We start from the raw sequence: 15,635 nt of genomic DNA on the forward strand, positions 1-15,635 counted from the left end.
CGCACCTTGGCTTTCCAGATGCCGGACCGCGGCGGAGGCCCGACGGGGCCACGGATGAGAGTGGGCCGACCGTCCCGGCGAGTCCGTTCCCTGCTCATGACGCTCGGCGTCCTTGCCGTGCTGGGCATGGCGTTCGTCATGTTCGCAGGGTTCTGGACCGACTGGCTCTGGTACCGATCGGTCGACTACTCGTCCGTCTTCACGACCACCCTGTGGACGAAGATCGGGCTGTTCTTCGTCTTCGGACTGCTGATGGCGATCGCCGTCGGACTGAACGTGTGGCTCGCGCACCGGTTGCGGCCCCCGCTGAGCGCCATGTCGATGGAGCAGCAGAGCCTCGACCGGTACCGCATGAGCATCGCGCCGTACAAGAAGTGGCTGCTGGTCGGCATCACGGCGCTGGTCGGTCTCATCGCGGGGGCCTCCGCCGCCACCCAGTGGCGTACGTGGCTGATGTGGGTGAACGGCGTGCCGTTCCACCAGAAGGACCCCCAGTTCCACCTCGACGTGGCCTTCTACGCGTTCGACCTGCCGTGGTTCCGTTTCCTGCTCGGCTTCGGCTTCGCGGCGACGATCCTCTCCCTGATCGCGGCCGCGCTGACCCACTACCTGTACGGCGGGCTGCGGATCACCAGCCCGGGCGCGCGCGCCACCGCCGCGGCCACCGGCCATCTCTCCGTGCTGCTGGGCGTGTTCGTGGCCCTCAAGGCGGTCGCGTACTGGCTCGACCGGTACGGGCTCGCGGTGAAGTCCAGCGACTTCAAGGCCACGGACAACTGGACGGGCCTGCGATACGTCGACGCGAACGCGTATCTGCCCGCCAAGACCATCCTGTTCTGCATCGCCGCGATCTGCGCCGCGCTGTTCTTCGCGACGCTGTGGCGGCGCACCTGGCAGCTGCCCGTCATCGGCTTCGGCCTGATGGTGCTCTCCGCGATCCTGATCGGCGGCCTGTACCCGGCCATCGTCCAGAAGTTCCAGGTGCAGCCGAACGAGCAGTCCAAGGAAGCCCCGTACATCGAGAAGAACATCGAGGCGACCCGCAAGGCGTACGGGATCGCCGGGGTGTCCCCGGTGGACTACACCGGCAAGGGCACGGTCAAGGACTCCAAGAAGCAGCGCACGGACGCCGACTCGGCGGCCAGCTACCGGGTCAACGATCCGAACGTGGTCTCGCCGACGTTCCAGCAGCTCGAGCAGGAGCGGAAGTACTACCAGTTCCCGAAGACCCTCGACGTCGACCGCTACAAGGGCCAGGACACCGTCATCGGCCTGCGTGAGCTCAATCTCGCGGGCGTCGAGAAGCGGAACTGGATCAACGACCACTTCACCTACACGCACGGCTTCGGAGCGGTCGCGGCCAAGGGCACGCAGACCGACCCGGACTCCCCGGGCGCGCCCCTGTTCACCGAGTCGGGCCTGCCCGCCGGCGGCACCCTGGGCTCGTACCAGCAGCGGATCTACTACGGCGAGAAGACCCGCCAGTACTCGATCGTCGGCGGGCCCCAGAAGGAGCTCGACTACGAGCAGGACGACGGCACCCAGAAGACCACGAGCTACAGCGGCAAGGGCGGCGTCGGACTCTCCAACCCGATCACCCGCGCCGCGTACGCGGCGTCCTTCAGCGAGCCGCAGATCCTGTACTCGGGAGCCATCGGCGACGGCTCGAAGATCCTTTACAACCGCACGCCCAAGGAGCGCGTCGAGGCGGTCGCCCCCTGGCTGACCATCGACGGCGACGCGTACCCGGCGATCGTCAAGGGCAAGATCCAGTGGGTCGTCGACGCGTACACGACGTCGAACGGATACCCGTACGCGTCCCGTACGACGCTCGGTGACACGACGGCCGACTCCCTCAACGAGGGCGACAACCAGCGCGCGGTGGTGGCCCAGCAGAACCAGGTCAACTACATCCGCAACTCGGTGAAGGCCACCGTCGACGCCTACGACGGCACGGTGAAGCTGTACACGTGGGACGACAAGGACCCGGTCCTCAAGACCTGGAAGAAGGCGTTCCCCGGCACGGTCGAGCCCAAGAGCGCGATCCCGCAGGAGCTCAAGGACCATCTGCGGTACCCGCAGGACATGTTCAAGGTGCAGCGTGAGCTGCTGTCCCTGTACCACGTCACGGACTCCGACCAGTTCTACAACGCGTCCGACGCGTGGCAGGTCCCGAACGATCCGACGAAGAAGGACAACAGCGCGGTCCCGCCGTACTACCTGTCCATGAAGATGCCGGGCCAGAGCGACCAGCAGTTCTCGCTGACGACGACGTTCACCCCGAGCGGGCGCCCCAACCTGCGCGCGTTCATGGCGGTCGACGCCGATGCCACGAGCAAGGACTACGGCACGATAAGACTGCTGCGGGTCACCGAGGACAAGGTCTACGGCCCGGAACAGGTGCAGAACAAGCTCAACTCCCTGTCGTCCGTGGCGAACTTCGTCCGCGACATGAAGGGCGCCGACTCGACGGTCCTGTACGGCAATCTGCTGACGGTGCCGCTCGACAAGGGCTTCCTGTACGTCGAGCCGATCTACGCGCAGGGGCGCAACGCGGAGTATCCGTTGCTGCGCAAGGTCGCGGTCTCCTACGGCGACAGAACCGGATTCGCCGACAACCTCGGGGACGCCCTGAACCAGGCGTTCGGCGTGGACGGCGCGCAGCCGGCCGAGCCGGAGAAGCCCGGTGGCGACACCACGAAGCCACCGGAGAACTCCACCGTCAAGGAAGCTCTCGCGGACGCCGAGAAGGCCTTCGAGGAGGGCCAGGCCGCCATGAAGAAGGGCGACCTGCACGCCTACGCCGACGCGCAGGACAAGCTGGAGGAGGCTCTCCAGCGCGCCGAGAAGGCGCAGTCCGCGGCCGACAAGGCGGCCGGCGCCGACAAGTCCAGTGACAAGAGTGCTGATCAGAGCGCCGACAAGGACGGTGAGGGCTCGAGCAGCTGAGCGAAGACCCACCTCGCGCCGTGGTACGGTTTGAACACAACGGCGCGGGGTGGAGCAGCTCGGTAGCTCGCTGGGCTCATAACCCAGAGGTCGCAGGTTCAAATCCTGTCCCCGCTACTGAAGACGAAGGCCCGGATCCTGATCTTTCAGGATCCGGGCCTTCGTCGTGTGCGCGGGAACCGCCTGTACGTGCGAAGCGTGCCTCTCCCGGGGGTAGTTGAGGTTTTTGTGTTTCACTTATCTCTCTGTGGGCATGTCGACAAAACGCTGTAGTGACCTCACTGGCTGCGGTATACCAGGTGTACCCAGGTTGCAGGTGGTGCGACGATGGACGTTATGGGGGACAAGGCAACTCTGTTGGAGACAGGGCGGTTTGTGCAGCCGGCCGACCGGGAGGAACCCGGGGCGGCCGCCGAGGAAGCGCGCCATCGGCCGGCCGCCGAGTCCGGCGACGTCGAGGCGATGAGTGTCCTCGGAGCCATGCTGCTGCGCCGCGGTGACCTCGACGGAGCCGAGCCCCAGCTGCGCGCTGCCACCGCCGCGGGCGACCGCGCCGCCGCCAACAACCTCGGCGTCCTGCTGCACCAGCGCGGATACGCGGACGAGGCCGCCGGCTGGTGGCGCATCGCGGCCGTCGCCGGATCCGCCCCCGCCGCGCACGCGCTCGGCCGCCACCACCGCGAGCGCGGCGACGAGCCCGCCGCCGAGTACTGGCTGCGGCAGTCCGCCGAACAGGGCCACGCCCTGGGCGCGTACGCGCTCGCCGACCTCCTCGAACACCGCAGCGATGTCGGCGCCGAGCGCTGGATGCGCGCCGCCGCCGAGCACGGCCACCGCGAGGCCGCCTACCGGCTCGCCCGCACCCTCGACCGGCGTGCCGCACAGGAGCGCCCCGAGGGAGCGCTCCGTGGCGCGCCCGCGCCCGCCGACGACAGCGACGCCCCCGGCGACGCGACCGCGACCGGCGCCCGCAGGAAGCTGCCCGCGGCCGCGGAGGCCGAGCAGTGGTACCGGCAGGCCGCCGCGCGCGGACACCGCCGGGCCGCCCTGCACCTCGGCGCGATTCTGGAGAAGCGCGGCGAGCTCAAGGAGGCCGGCCGCTGGTACCTGAACTCCGCGAAGGACGGCGAGCCCCGCGCCGCCTGCGCGCTCGGCTTCCTGCTGCGCGACGCCGGCGACGAGGAGAGCGCCGGGGTCTGGTGGCTGCGCGCCGCGCAGGAGGGCGACGGCAACGCGGCCAACGCGCTCGGCGCCCTGCACGCCCAGCGCGGCGAGACCCAGACCGCCGAGCGCTGGTACCGCGCTGCCATGGACGCGGGCGACATCAACGGCGCCTACAACCTCGGCCTGCTCTGCGCCGAGCAGGGCCGCACCGCCCAGGCCGACCAGTGGTACCGGCGTGCCGCGTACGCGGGGCACCGCGAGGCGGCGAACGCGCTGGCCGTGCTGCTCCTCCAGGGCGGCGACGCGGCGGGCGCCGAACCGTGGTTCTCCAAGGCCGCCGAGGCGGGCAGCGTGGATGCCGCCTTCAACCTCGGCATCCTGTACGCCGGCCGGGACGACGAGGGCGCCGCCCTCCAGTGGTACGAGCGGGCCGCGGCGGGCGGACACACCGAGGCCGCGCTCCAGGCCGGGATCGCCCGCCTGCGCGACGGCGACGAGCGGGCCGCCGAGCGGCATCTGCGGTGCGCCGCCGGCGGGGGCAGCGCGGAGGGCGCGTACCGCCTGGCCACGGTGCTCGACGCGCGGCAGCCCCCGGTCGGGCCCCCCGCGCTCGGCGAGTGCGTCAGTGAGCGCGCCGAGTGCGAGGAGTGGTACGAGCGGGCCGCCGAGCAGGGGCACCGGCGCGCGCAGGTGCGTGTCGGGATGCTGGCCGCTGCGCGGGGCGACATCGTCTGCGCTGCGCGCTGGTACCGCGAGGCCGCGGAGGCGGGTTCGCGCAACGGTGCCTTCAACCTGGGGCTGCTGCTCGCCCGCGAAGGGAGCGAGCCGGAGGCCGCGCTGTGGTGGACGCGTGCGGCCGACGCCGGGCACGGGCGCGCGGCACTGCGGCTCGCGCTGCTGTGCGCGCGCCGCGGCGACCTCGTCGAGGGGCAGCGGTGGGCGCACCGGGCCGTGGAGCTCGGTCCGGCCGAGGTGTCCGAGCGGGCCGGTCGGCTGCGGGACGCGCTGCGGTCGGAGCTGTCCGCGTAGCGGAGGCACGCGAGGCGGCGGGTGCCGGACGAGCCCGTGCCGGCCCGCTCCTCCGCCCCGTCTCGCCGAGCCCTGCCGGCCCGCTCCTCCGCCCCGTCTCGCCGAGCCCCGCCGGCCCGCTTCTCCGCCCCCGTTCGCCCGCGCAGGCCGGGCGCCGGAAGGGATTTGCGCTGGTCGGGGGCGCTCGCGTAGAGTCGTGTCTACCGACGCGGGGTGGAGCAGCTCGGTAGCTCGCTGGGCTCATAACCCAGAGGTCGCAGGTTCAAATCCTGTCCCCGCTACTGAAGGCCTGAGGCCCGGAACCAATGGTTCCGGGCCTCAGCTCTGTTTCGGGCCGGGTGAGCCCGGCGTCACGGCTTGTGGCCCACCGCCTCCCCGTACAGCGCCCGGTCCACGACCTTGTCCTCCGCGAGCGGGTCCCCCTTGGAGACGCCCGCCGCGCGGTACGCGGCCTGGAGCCGGTCCGTCGTGCCCGCCCTGATCTCCCAGTCCATCCGCAGCGACGGTGTCGACTCCAGTACGTCCTTGTCGGTCTTCAGGAGCCCGGCGAGGTCGGTGACGAACGCCGGGTCCTTCTTGTAGTCGCCGGCGAAGTACGTGTTGACCGTGCGGATGTACGCGCGCAGGAGCGCGACACCGGCGTCCGGGTCCTCCTTGAGGAGCTTCGGGCCGAACAGGAGACCGCCGAGGGGTTCGCCGAGCGGCTGGCCGCCCAGGAACGCGTACCGCTTGTCGCCGTCGACCTTGCGCCATACCGGGTCGAGCAGCCAGGCCGAGTCGACCCCGCCGTTCTGGAGCGCGGTCAGGACGTCGGCCGAGCCGAGCTGCTGGAACTGGATCTTGTCGAGGCCGCCGCCGTGCTTCTTGAGGGCCTCGTCCATGGGGTACGAGATGACCGAACCCTTGCCGATCATCGTGCCGAGCCTGCGTCCCGCCATCGGGACGTGGTCCGGGCTCTGCCCCTTCTTCAGGCGCACCCACATACCGCTCTTGGACTTCGGGTCCGGGGAGAAGTTCCCGGCGACCCACTTGATGTCGAAGCCGCCGCTGATGCCGTTCATCACCGCGGCCTCGGGCGCCGCCCACTGCGCGTCGATGTCCCCCTTGGCCAGCAGCGGGAGCGCGTCGGGGGTCGGCAGGACCTTCAGGGTGACGTCGAGCCCCTCCTTCTTGAACTCGCCCTTCTGCAGGGCCAGTTCGAGCGGAGCCACGTACTCGGCGCTCAGGGTGCCGGTCGCGATGGTGAGCTTGCGGGTCTTCGTGAGCTTCACCGGGGCCGGGGCGCCCTTGTCGCAGCGGGCGGGCGCGCGGTCGGCGGCCAGGTCCGACGGGTCCGTCCAGCCGGTCTTCTCGCAGCCCGCCACCGCCTTGACCGTGCGGGGCTCGGCGGCCGTGCCGGGCGAGGAGTGGCTGTTGCCGCCGCAACCGGCCGAGGCGAGCAGGGTGCCGGTCACGAGCAGGGTCGTACAGACGAGTCTGGTGCGCATGGATCCTCCGTACGGGAAGGGGCGGTGGAGGTCAGGACTGGCCGCGGCCGCGGTCGCGCGGAGCCCACGGGGTGAGCAGCCGGCCCGCGATGCGCACCAGTTCGGAGAAGACGACGCCGAGCACGGCGACACAGACGATGCCGACGAACATCACGTCGTTCTGGAAGAGGGCGCGGGCGTCGAAGATCAGGTGGCCGAGACCGTTGGTGGCCGCGATCTGCTCGGAGGCGACGATCACGAGGACCGCGACGCCCGCGGCGATGCGGGCGCCGACCAGGACCGCGGGCAGCGACGCGGGAAGCAGGACGTGCCGGAACATCTGCCACGGCGAGGCGCCGAAGACCTGGCCGGCGTCCCGGTGGCCGGAGGGGACGGCGAGCACCGCCGCCATCGTGGAGATCCAGACGAAGAAGAAGACGGTCGCGGCGACCAGCGCGATCTGCGGGCCCTCACCCAGGCCGAACATGTTCAGGAAGATCGGCAGCAGAGCCAGCTTGGGGACGACGTAGAGCGCGTCCAGCATCGGTTCGAGGGCGGCGCGGACGACGGAGAGCGAGCCCATCAGGAGGCCGAGGGCGTATCCGGTGACGGTGCCGATCGCGTATCCGGCGAGGACGCGCTTGAGGGTGGCCCACACGTCCGGCCACAGGTCGCCCTCCGCGGCGCGGTGCCAGCCGTCGACGAGGATCGTGGACGGCGCCGGGTAGACACGGTCGTCGATCCACGCCCGGGTGGCGGCGAGCTGCCACAGCAGGACCAGGACGAGGGGGACGGCGACGGCGAGCGAGAGTTCGAGGGCGCGGCGCCTGCGGTGGGTGCGGGCGGGGTGCAGCTCCTGAGGGCCCGGCCGTCTGACCAGGAGCGTCGTGTCTTCCTTCGGAGCGGTCGTCGTCATGCCGGGACCACCTCGTCGCGCCGTACCTCGCCCCGCAGCAGATCCCACAACTCGCCCTTCAGGGCGGTGAATTCGGGTGCCGAGCGGATGTCGCCGGTGCGCGGCCGGGCGAACGGCGGGCGGCGCTCGGCGATGATGCGGCCCGGCCGGGCCGACATCACGAGGACGCGGTCGCCCAGCACGATGGCTTCCTCCAGGCTGTGGGTGATGAAGAGCGTGGTGGTGCGGGTGGTCTGGGTGAGGTCGAGGAGCTCGTCCTGGAGGATCGTGCGCAACTGGGCGTCGAGGGCCGCGAACGGCTCGTCCATGAGGAGGATCTCGGGTTCCACGGCGAGCGCGCGGGCGATGGCGACGCGCTGGCGCATGCCGCCGGACAGTGCGGACGGATAGGCGTCCGCGAAGTCGGCGAGGCCCATGCGCGTGAGCCAGTCGGTGGCGCGGGCGTCGGCCTCCCGGCGGGGGACCTTCTGGATGTCGAGGCCGAAGCGGACGTTGGCCAGGACGGTCTTCCAGTCGTAGATCCCGTAGTCCTGGAAGATCATCGCGGCCGGGCGGGCGCTGTCGGTGCGGATGGCCAGCTCGCCGGCGGTCGGGCGCAGCAGGCCGGCGGCGATGCGCAGGAGGGTGGACTTCCCGCAGCCGGAGGGGCCGACCACGCAGGTGAACTCGCCGGGGGCGACGGTGAGGTCGAGGGGGCCGAGGGCCGCCACCGTGCGGTGGCCTCGGCCGAAGGACCGGGTGAGTGTGCGGGCCTGGAGTTTGGGGTGCGGATCTCCCACGGTTTCCCTCCCGGGGTGCGGCGGAGGTGGGCGCCGCCGACGATATGACGGGTCGTCAGATTGGGGAAGGGGGTGGGTTGTCGAGATACGTGCCGAAGGGGTGTGCGGGAAGGGCGAGCGAAGGGGGCCCGCACCGTTCGGTGCGGGCCCCCTTCGAAAGGATTCGTGCGTGCTACGCCTTCGCGCAGTTCGGGCAGACGCCCCGGTACGTCACCTCGACGTCCGAGACCGTGAAGCCGAAGCGCTCGGAGTCGGGGAGGTCGGTGAGGGGGTTGCCGTTCGGGTGGACGTCCCGGATCGCGCCGCAGCGGGCGCAGACCAGATGCTGGTGCGGGCGGTGCGCGTTCGGGTCGTAGCGCTTGGCGCGCTTGTCCGTGGCGACCTCGATGACCTCGCCGAGGGAGACCATCTCGCCGAGCGTGTTGTAGACGGTCGCCCGGGAGATCTCGGGGAGCTTGGCGACGGCGCGTGCGTGCACCTCGTCGGCCGTCAGGTGTACGTGGTCCCCGTCGAGGACCTCGGCCACGACGCGCCGCTGTGCGGTCATGCGCCAGCCGCGTCCGCGCAGTCGTTCCAACAGGTCACTCATGAGGGTCAGCGTAACAGGCGGAGGGACCAGGTTCCGAACGGGTGTGACTTTGGAAGTGCACTTGACTTAGACATTGTCCATTGTAGGATCGAGAACGGCTTTGGCCGAGGGACAGGACTTGCAGCAGATGAGGGCGCGGCAACAGCCGCTCCAGTGGAGCCGGTGCTTGCACCGGGGCAGGAGGCGCACGTGACGTCGCAGGGACCGCTCACCACGGAGGCCGGCGCGCCGGTCGCGGACAACCAGAACAGCGAGACCGCGGGCGTCGGCGGGCCTGTACTGGTCCAGGACCAGGCGCTGCTCGAGAAGCTCGCGCACTTCAACCGCGAGCGCATCCCGGAGCGGATCGTGCACGCCCGCGGCGCGGGTGCGTACGGCACGTTCACGCTGACCCGGGACGTCTCGCAGTGGACGCGGGCCAAGTTCCTCTCCGAGGTCGGCAAGCAGACCGAGACGTTCCTGCGGTTCTCCACCGTCGCCGGCAGCCTCGGCTCCGCGGACGCCGTGCGTGACCCCCGCGGCTTCGCGCTGAAGTTCTACACCGAGGAGGGGAACTACGACCTCGTCGGCAACAACACCCCGGTGTTCTTCATCAAGGACGCCATCAAGTTCCCCGACTTCATCCACACGCAGAAGCGCGACCCGTACACGGGCTCGCAGGAGGCCGACAACGTGTGGGACTTCTGGGGCCTGAGCCCCGAGTCGACGCACCAGGTCACCTGGCTCTTCGGTGACCGCGGCATCCCGGCGACGCTGCGCCACATGAACGGGTACGGCTCGCACACGTACCAGTGGAACAACGAGGCCGGTGAGGTCTTCTGGGTCAAGTATCACTTCAAGACCGACCAGGGGATCAAGAACCTCACCGCCGACGAGGCCGCGAAGCTCGCCGGTGAGGACCCGGACTCGCACCAGCGCGACCTGCGCGAGGCCATCGAGCGCGGCGAGTTCCCGTCCTGGACCGTGCAGGTGCAGATCATGCCGGCGGCCGACGCGGCGAACTACCGCTTCAACCCGTTCGACCTCACCAAGGTCTGGCCGCACGAGGACTACCCGGCGATCGAGATCGGCAAGCTGGAGCTCAACCGCAACCCGGAGAACATCTTCGCCGAGGTCGAGCAGTCCATCTTCAGCCCCGCGCACTTCGTGCCGGGCATCGGCCCCTCGCCCGACAAGATGCTCCAGGGTCGCCTCTTCGCGTACGGCGACGCGCACCGCTACCGCGTCGGCATCAACGCCGACCACCTGCCGGTGAACCGCCCGCACGCCACCGAGGCGCGCACCAACTCCCGTGACGGCCACCTGTACGACGGCCGCCACAAGGGCGGGAAGAACTACGAGCCGAACTCCTTCGGCGGCCCGTTCCAGACCGACCGGCCGCTGTGGGTGTCGACGCCGGTCACCGGCGGCACCGGCAACCACGAGGCTCCCTCGCACGTCGAGGACGACGACTTCGTGCAGGCGGGCAACCTCTACCGTCTGATGTCCGAGGGCGAGAAGGCCCGTCTGATCGAGAACCTCGCGGGCAACATCGCGGGCGTCTCCCGCGACGACATCGCCGAGCGCGCGATCGGCAACTTCCGTCAGGCGGACGGTGACTTCGGCAAGCGCCTCGAGGCCGCGGTCCAGGCCCTTCGCGGCTGACCGGGACGCTTGACGCAGGCAGAGGGCCGGCTCCCTTCGGGGGCCGGCCCTCTTGTGTGCCCGACGCGAGGTCCCGGGGCACTTCGGTCAGGTCATGCCGGGCTCGCTCCAGGCGAAAGGCCTCACCTCACCAGTGTCGTCGACCGTCGCCGGGCCGGGGCCCAGCAGCGGATGATGTCGCGGACCGACACGATGCCGACCGGCTCCTGGTCGTCGAGCACGATGAGATGCCGGAAGCCGCCGTGGGCCATGGCCTCGGCGGCCTCCTGGAGCGTCCACGCCGGGGCGGCGAAGACGACGTCGGTCGTGGTGTGGGTGCCGGCGATCTCGTGGTCCGGGTTCTGGCCGAGGCCGATCGAGTTGAGGATGTCGCGCTCGGTCAGAATGCCGATCCCGCAGGTGTCGGGGTCGAGGACGACCGCCGCGCCGACGCGGCGGTCGGACATCAGTCGGGCCGACCTGCGCAGCGTGTGGGCGGGGCCGATGGTGAGGACCATCGTGCTCATGGCGTCGCGGACGAGCATGGGCGTGAGCCACCTCCTTGGTGAATCCGCGACCTCCGGGATGCCGAAGGATTGCCTCCGGTCCCGACCTGGAGAACGGATTCACAAGTTCACAAGTGGGGGGACTCTCAGAGTCGCAGCCGTTCGGGCCGTCAACAAGGGGGCGCGGAAGGTCTGTTGTGCCGCCACGGCGCTTCCGCGCGCCGTAGCGGCACGACGCTCACGTCTGCAGGTAGCTCAGCAGCTCGCCGTGGAGCAGGCCGTTCGACGCCGCCGCGTTGCCGCTGTGCGGGCCGTGGCGCCCGTCGAGGCCGGTGAACACGCCGCCCGCCTCCGTCACGATGATCGCGTTCGCCGCCATGTCCCACAGGGAGAGCTCCGGCTCCGCCGCCAGGTCGACCGAGCCCTCGGCGACCATCATGTACGGCCAGAAGTCGCCGTAACCGCGCGTGCGCCACACCGCGCGCGTGAGGTCGAGGAAGCCGTCGAGCCGGCCCTGTTCCTCCCAGCCGCTCAGCGAGGAGTAGGCGAAGGACGCGTCCGCGAGGCGCCCGACCTTGGAGACGTTGAGGCGCGAGGCCGACGTCAGGCTGCGGCCCGTGTAGGCGCCCGCACCCTTCGCGGCCCACCAGCGGCGGCCGAGCGCCGGCGCCGAGACGACGCCGACCACCGGCTGGTAGCCGCCTTCGCCCGCCTCCATCAGCGAGATGAGCGTCGCCCAGACCGGCACGCCGCGCACGTAGTTCTTGGTGCCGTCGATCGGGTCGACGACCCAGCGGCGCGGGCCCGTGCCCTCGATCCCGTACTCCTCGCCGAGGATCGCGTCCCGCGGCCGTGCCCGCTTGAGCTGACCGCGGATGAGCTCCTCCGCGGCCTTGTCGGCCTCGCTCACCGGCGTCATGTCCGGCTTGGTCTCCACCTTCAGGTCGAGGGCCTTGAACCGGTCCATGGTCGCCGCGTCGGCGGCGTCCGCGAGGACGTGGGCGAGGCGCAGATCATCGTGATAGTCGGGCATGGGTGAACAGTATCGATCGAGGTCGGTCCGGGGCCACAGGGCGCCGGGCCCGGTGGTCCGCGAGGGCTATTGACAGGGCACACGGGCGCGTCAACCCTGGCGGTTGAGCCGCTACGGCGTGGGGAGGCGACGATGCCCACAGCGCGGGAGTCCTTGCTCGACGCGGCCGGTACGGCGCTGGCCGGGCGGCCCTGGTCCCTGGTGCGGATGATCGACGTGGCGGCCGTCGCCGGGGTGTCCCGGCAGACCCTCTACAACGAGTTCGGCACCAAGGACGGACTCGCGCGCGCCCTGGTCCGGCGCGAGGCGGACGCCTATCTGGCCGGCGTCGACCGGGCCCTGGAGGAGGCCGGGATCGAGGCCGTCGCCGAGTGGACCGTCAAAGCGGCCGGCTCCAGCGCACTCGTGCGGGCCGTGCTCACCGGCTGCTGGGGCGAGCGGCTGCCCGCCCCGGTGCACGGCGGTGTGCCCTCGTCGTCCGTCGTGCCCGCACAGCGGCGGGCCGACGGGCCGCTCCCCGGTCCCGGCGACCTGGTGGACCTGGTCCGCGAGCGGGCCGCGGCCTCGTACCGTTCGGCGGGGCGGCCGAGGGCGGAGGCGGACCAGTGGGCCCGCGACTGCGAACTGGCCGTCCGGCTGGCCCTGTCCTGCCTGCTCGTCCCCGCCGGCGAGGGCGGCGTCGCGCGCCTCGTGCGGGACGCACTGGCACATCACCGGGAACGAGCAGGGTGAACGGCCCTTGGGGGAAGCCGTGTTGAGAGGGTGCGCCCTCGCGAGCGCCGCCGACTGTCAGTTCAGTGCGCCGACCCCGACAGCTGAAGCCCGATCACGCCGATGATCACGAGCGAGATCGAGACGATCTTGAGGACGGAGACCAGGTCGTCGAGGAAGACCATGCCGTAGATCGCGGTGCCCGCGGCGCCGATGCCCGTCCACACCGCGTACGCGGGACCCACGTCGAGCTTGCGCAGGGCGAGCGTGAGGAGGCCGAAGCTGCCGAGGGCGAAGCACGAGAACGCGATCGTCGGCCAGAGCCGGGTGAAGCCGTGCGAGAGCTTCAGACAGACCGCGAAGCCGGTCTCGAGAATCCCCGCCACGATGACCAGCAGCCACGCCATGTGCTTGCCTCCAGCATCTTCGACTTCCGTGACCGCTTCGTACGGTTTCGATCTTGCGTCCGGCTTGGTGCGATTATGCACTTACCGTCGCGAGGCGGTCGCAAACAACGCTGAGGTCAGTCGCCCTCGCGTCGCTCCCTCGTGGCGAGCAGCCGCCGCAGTGAGTACAGACGCGCGGGATCGGCGTGTCCCTGAGCGACCCACTCGTCGAGCGCGCAGTCCGGCTCGTCGTGGCTGCACGCGCGCGGACAGTTCTCCGTGCCCGGCTCCAGGTCGGGGAAGGCGTGGATGACGCGGGACGGGTCGACGTAGTGCAGACCGAAGGAGCGCACGCCGGGGGTGTCGATCACCCAGCCGCTGTCGTCGGGCAGCGGCAGCGCGAGCGCGGACGTCGTGGTGTGCCGGCCGCGGCCCGTGACCGCGTTGACATGGCCCGTCGTGCGCCGGCTGCCCTTCGGCACCAGCGCGTTCACCAGCGTCGTCTTGCCGACGCCGGAGTGGCCGACGAACACGGTGATCTTGCCGTCGAGCTGCTCGCGCACCCGCGACACCGCGGCCCCGCTCTCCAGCTCGTCCCGGCTGGTGACGACATAGGGGACGCCCAACGCCCCGTACAGCTCCAGGAGTTTGTCCGGCGGGTCGAGGTCCGACTTGGTCAGGACGAGGAGCGGGTCGAGGCCGCTGTCGTACGCGGCGACGAGGCAGCGGTCGATCATGCGCGGGCGCGGCTCGGGGTCCGCCAGGGCCGTGACGATGGCGAGCTGGTCGGCGTTGGCGACGACCACGCGCTCGTACGGGTCGTCGTCGTCGGCCGTGCGGCGCAGGACGGAGGTGCGCTCACCGATGCGGACGATGCGCGCGAGGGTGTCCTTCTTGCCGGACAGATCCCCGACGACGGAGACCTGGTCGCCGACCACGGCCGCCTTGCGGCCCAGCTCGCGGGCCTTCATCGCGGTGACCGGGATGTCGTCGATGAGGACGGTGAGGCGGCCCCGGTCCACGGTCAGGACCATGCCGTCGGCGGCGTCCTCGTGCTTCGGGCGGATGTTCGTGCGCGGGCGGTTGCCCTTGCGGTTGGGGCGGACGCGGATGTCGTCCTCGTCGGGGTTCTTGCCGTAGCGGCGCATGATCTCGATCCGCCCGTCAGTTCCCCAGCATCCCGGCCCACAGGTCGGGGAAGTCGGGCAGGGTCTTTGCGGTCGTCCCCACGTTCTCGATCTCCACGCCCGGCACGGCGAGGCCGATGATCGCGCCCGCGGTGGCCATGCGGTGGTCGTCGTAGGTGTGGAAGACCCCGCCGTGCAGGCGGCGCGGCCGGATGTGCAGGCCGTCGGCGGTCTCGGTGACGTCGCCGCCGAGCTCGTTGATCTCCTTGGTGAGCGCGGCCAGGCGGTCCGTCTCGTGCAGACGCAGGTGCGCCACGCCCCGCAGCGTGGAGGGGGAGTCGGCGAGGGCCGCGACGGCCGCGATGCCCGGCGTCAGCTCCCCGACCTCGCTCAGGTCCACGTCGATGCCGTGGACGGAGCCGGAACCGGTGAACTCCAGCCCCTGCTCGGTCAGTTCGCAGGAGCCGCCCATCAGGGTGAAGATCTCGCGCAGCCGGTCACCGGGCTGCGTCGTGCGCTCCGGCCAGTCGGGGACGATGACCTTGCCGCCGGTGACGAGGGCCGCGGCCAGGAACGGCTGGGCGTTCGACAGGTCGGGCTCCACCGTCAGATCGCGGCCGAGCAGGGCGCCCGACGTGACCCGCCAGACGTTCGGCTCGCCGCCGGACTCCGGGGTGTCGACCTGGGCGCCGACCGTGCGCAGCATGTCGACGGTCATCCGGATGTGCGGCATCGACGGGAGCGGGCCGCCGACGTGGCGCACCTCCACCCCCTGGTTGAAGCGCGGCGCGGACAGCAGCAGGGCGCTGACGAACTGCGACGAGGAGGACGCGTCGATCTCGACCCGGCCGCCGTCGAGGGCGCCGCCGCCGTGCACGGTCATCGGGAGCGAGCCGCGGCTGTCGTCGTCGATCCGGGCGCCGAGCACGCGCAGCGCGTCGATCACGCCGTTCAGCGGCCGCTCGTACGAACGGGGGTCGCCGTCGAAGCGCACCGGGCCGTCGGCGAGCGCCGCGACCGGGGGCAGGAAGCGCATCACCGTACCGGCGTTGCCCACGTCGACCGTGGCCGGGCCGCGCAGCCCCGAGGGGATCACGCGCCAGGCCTCGCCGGAACCGTCCGGGCCCACGCCCTCCTCGATGCCGACACCCATGGCGCGCAGGGCGGCCGCCATCAGGAGCGTGTCGCGCGAGCGCAGCGGGCGGCGCAGCCAGCCGGGCTCGGCGGCGAGCGCGGCCAGGACGAGCGCGCGGTTGGTGACCGACTTCGACCCCGGCACATGGACCGTCGCGAAGACGGGGCCGCTCGCGTGCGGGGCGGGCCAGAGGGCGGTGTGCGCGGGGTTTTCGGTCATGCC

The 15,635-nt window shown here is 71.0% G+C and carries 13 protein-coding genes and 2 tRNA genes; 6 read left to right on the forward strand and 9 right to left on the reverse strand.

Going from position 1 to position 15,635, the window contains the following annotated elements; all coding sequences use genetic code 11:
* Positions 1-18: 18 nt before the first annotated feature.
* The 4 genes from ACFC96_RS26250 to ACFC96_RS26265 all read left to right on the forward strand — a co-directional run bounded on the left by ACFC96_RS26250 (position 19) and on the right by ACFC96_RS26265 (position 5,423).
* Entirely contained in the window at positions 19-2,949 is a 2,931-nt protein-coding gene (locus ACFC96_RS26250) for a UPF0182 family protein (RefSeq protein WP_376614432.1), read from the forward strand.
* 43 nt (positions 2,950-2,992) lie between these two features.
* Positions 2,993-3,066, forward strand: a tRNA-Met gene (locus ACFC96_RS26255).
* 210 nt (positions 3,067-3,276) lie between these two features.
* Entirely contained in the window at positions 3,277-5,142 is a 1,866-nt protein-coding gene (locus tag ACFC96_RS26260) for a sel1 repeat family protein (protein ID WP_376257997.1), read from the forward strand.
* Between the two features lie 207 nt (positions 5,143-5,349).
* A tRNA-Met gene (locus ACFC96_RS26265) sits at positions 5,350-5,423 on the forward strand.
* 69 nt (positions 5,424-5,492) lie between these two features.
* On the opposite strand, the gene ACFC96_RS26270 is transcribed toward ACFC96_RS26265, so the two are convergent.
* From ACFC96_RS26270 to ACFC96_RS26285, 4 genes are all read right to left on the reverse strand, one after another.
* Complete coding sequence (locus ACFC96_RS26270; RefSeq protein ID WP_376614388.1) at positions 5,493-6,629, reverse strand: ABC transporter substrate-binding protein; 1,137 nt, start codon at positions 6,627-6,629, stop codon at positions 5,493-5,495.
* A 31-nt stretch (positions 6,630-6,660) separates the two neighbouring features.
* Positions 6,661-7,524: an ABC transporter permease gene (locus tag ACFC96_RS26275; protein WP_376258000.1), complete on the reverse strand. Its 864-nt coding sequence runs from the start codon at positions 7,522-7,524 to the stop codon at positions 6,661-6,663.
* Complete coding sequence (locus ACFC96_RS26280; RefSeq protein ID WP_376614390.1) at positions 7,521-8,303, reverse strand: ABC transporter ATP-binding protein; 783 nt, start codon at positions 8,301-8,303, stop codon at positions 7,521-7,523. The genes ACFC96_RS26275 and ACFC96_RS26280 overlap by 4 nt, the downstream gene beginning before the upstream one ends.
* Before the next feature lie 172 nt (positions 8,304-8,475).
* Complete coding sequence (locus ACFC96_RS26285) at positions 8,476-8,892, reverse strand: Fur family transcriptional regulator (protein ID WP_376258004.1); 417 nt, start codon at positions 8,890-8,892, stop codon at positions 8,476-8,478.
* 162 nt (positions 8,893-9,054) lie between these two features.
* Here ACFC96_RS26285 and ACFC96_RS26290 point away from each other — a divergent pair, with 162 nt between their 5' ends.
* Positions 9,055-10,536 carry a catalase gene (locus ACFC96_RS26290; RefSeq protein ID WP_376614392.1) on the forward strand — a complete coding sequence of 494 codons (1,482 nt, stop codon included), beginning with the start codon at positions 9,055-9,057 and terminating at the stop codon, positions 10,534-10,536.
* A 122-nt stretch (positions 10,537-10,658) separates the two neighbouring features.
* Here the strand turns inward: ACFC96_RS26290 and ACFC96_RS26295 are convergent, their stop codons facing one another.
* Both ACFC96_RS26295 and hisN read right to left on the reverse strand, forming a co-directional pair.
* On the reverse strand, positions 10,659-11,060 hold the full coding sequence (locus ACFC96_RS26295; protein ID WP_376614394.1) for a cyclic nucleotide-binding/CBS domain-containing protein: 402 nt from the start codon (positions 11,058-11,060) through the stop codon (positions 10,659-10,661).
* A gap of 199 nt (positions 11,061-11,259) precedes the next feature.
* Positions 11,260-12,054 (reverse strand): histidinol-phosphatase, encoded by a 795-nt coding sequence (gene hisN / locus ACFC96_RS26300; RefSeq protein WP_376258010.1) that lies wholly within the window; start codon positions 12,052-12,054, stop codon positions 11,260-11,262.
* Between the two features lie 132 nt (positions 12,055-12,186).
* On the opposite strand from hisN, the gene ACFC96_RS26305 reads away from it, so the two are divergent.
* A complete protein-coding gene (locus ACFC96_RS26305) occupies positions 12,187-12,786 on the forward strand; it encodes a TetR/AcrR family transcriptional regulator (protein WP_376614396.1) in 600 nt (199 codons plus the stop codon).
* Between the two features lie 62 nt (positions 12,787-12,848).
* Here the strand turns inward: ACFC96_RS26305 and ACFC96_RS26310 are convergent, their stop codons facing one another.
* The 3 genes from ACFC96_RS26310 to aroA form a co-directional block, all read right to left on the reverse strand.
* Complete coding sequence (locus ACFC96_RS26310; protein WP_127832323.1) at positions 12,849-13,172, reverse strand: multidrug efflux SMR transporter; 324 nt, start codon at positions 13,170-13,172, stop codon at positions 12,849-12,851.
* Between the two features lie 116 nt (positions 13,173-13,288).
* Positions 13,289-14,299 carry a ribosome small subunit-dependent GTPase A gene (gene rsgA / locus ACFC96_RS26315; RefSeq protein WP_376258014.1) on the reverse strand — a complete coding sequence of 337 codons (1,011 nt, stop codon included), beginning with the start codon at positions 14,297-14,299 and terminating at the stop codon, positions 13,289-13,291.
* A 16-nt stretch (positions 14,300-14,315) separates the two neighbouring features.
* Positions 14,316-15,632: a 3-phosphoshikimate 1-carboxyvinyltransferase gene (gene aroA / locus ACFC96_RS26320; protein WP_376258016.1), complete on the reverse strand. Its 1,317-nt coding sequence runs from the start codon at positions 15,630-15,632 to the stop codon at positions 14,316-14,318.
* Between the last annotated feature and the right edge of the window lie 3 nt (positions 15,633-15,635).

The sequence above is a fragment of the Streptomyces sp. NPDC055955 genome, from assembly GCF_042270245.1.
Classification (GTDB): domain Bacteria; phylum Actinomycetota; class Actinomycetes; order Streptomycetales; family Streptomycetaceae; genus Streptomyces.

Coding starts and splice junctions, on each gene's coding strand:
- ACFC96_RS26250 (WP_376614432.1), top strand. CDS start 19: ATGCCGGACCGCGGCGGAGGCCCGACGGGGCCACGGATGAGAGTGGGC.
- ACFC96_RS26260 (WP_376257997.1), top strand. CDS start 3,277: ATGGACGTTATGGGGGACAAGGCAACTCTGTTGGAGACAGGGCGGTTT.
- ACFC96_RS26270 (WP_376614388.1), bottom strand. CDS start 6,629: ATGCGCACCAGACTCGTCTGTACGACCCTGCTCGTGACCGGCACCCTG.
- ACFC96_RS26275 (WP_376258000.1), bottom strand. CDS start 7,524: ATGACGACGACCGCTCCGAAGGAAGACACGACGCTCCTGGTCAGACGG.
- ACFC96_RS26285 (WP_376258004.1), bottom strand. CDS start 8,892: ATGAGTGACCTGTTGGAACGACTGCGCGGACGCGGCTGGCGCATGACC.
- ACFC96_RS26295 (WP_376614394.1), bottom strand. CDS start 11,060: ATGCTCGTCCGCGACGCCATGAGCACGATGGTCCTCACCATCGGCCCC.
- hisN (WP_376258010.1), bottom strand. CDS start 12,054: ATGCCCGACTATCACGATGATCTGCGCCTCGCCCACGTCCTCGCGGAC.
- ACFC96_RS26305 (WP_376614396.1), top strand. CDS start 12,187: ATGCCCACAGCGCGGGAGTCCTTGCTCGACGCGGCCGGTACGGCGCTG.
- ACFC96_RS26310 (WP_127832323.1), bottom strand. CDS start 13,172: ATGGCGTGGCTGCTGGTCATCGTGGCGGGGATTCTCGAGACCGGCTTC.
- rsgA (WP_376258014.1), bottom strand. CDS start 14,299: ATGCGCCGCTACGGCAAGAACCCCGACGAGGACGACATCCGCGTCCGC.
- aroA (WP_376258016.1), bottom strand. CDS start 15,632: ATGACCGAAAACCCCGCGCACACCGCCCTCTGGCCCGCCCCGCACGCG.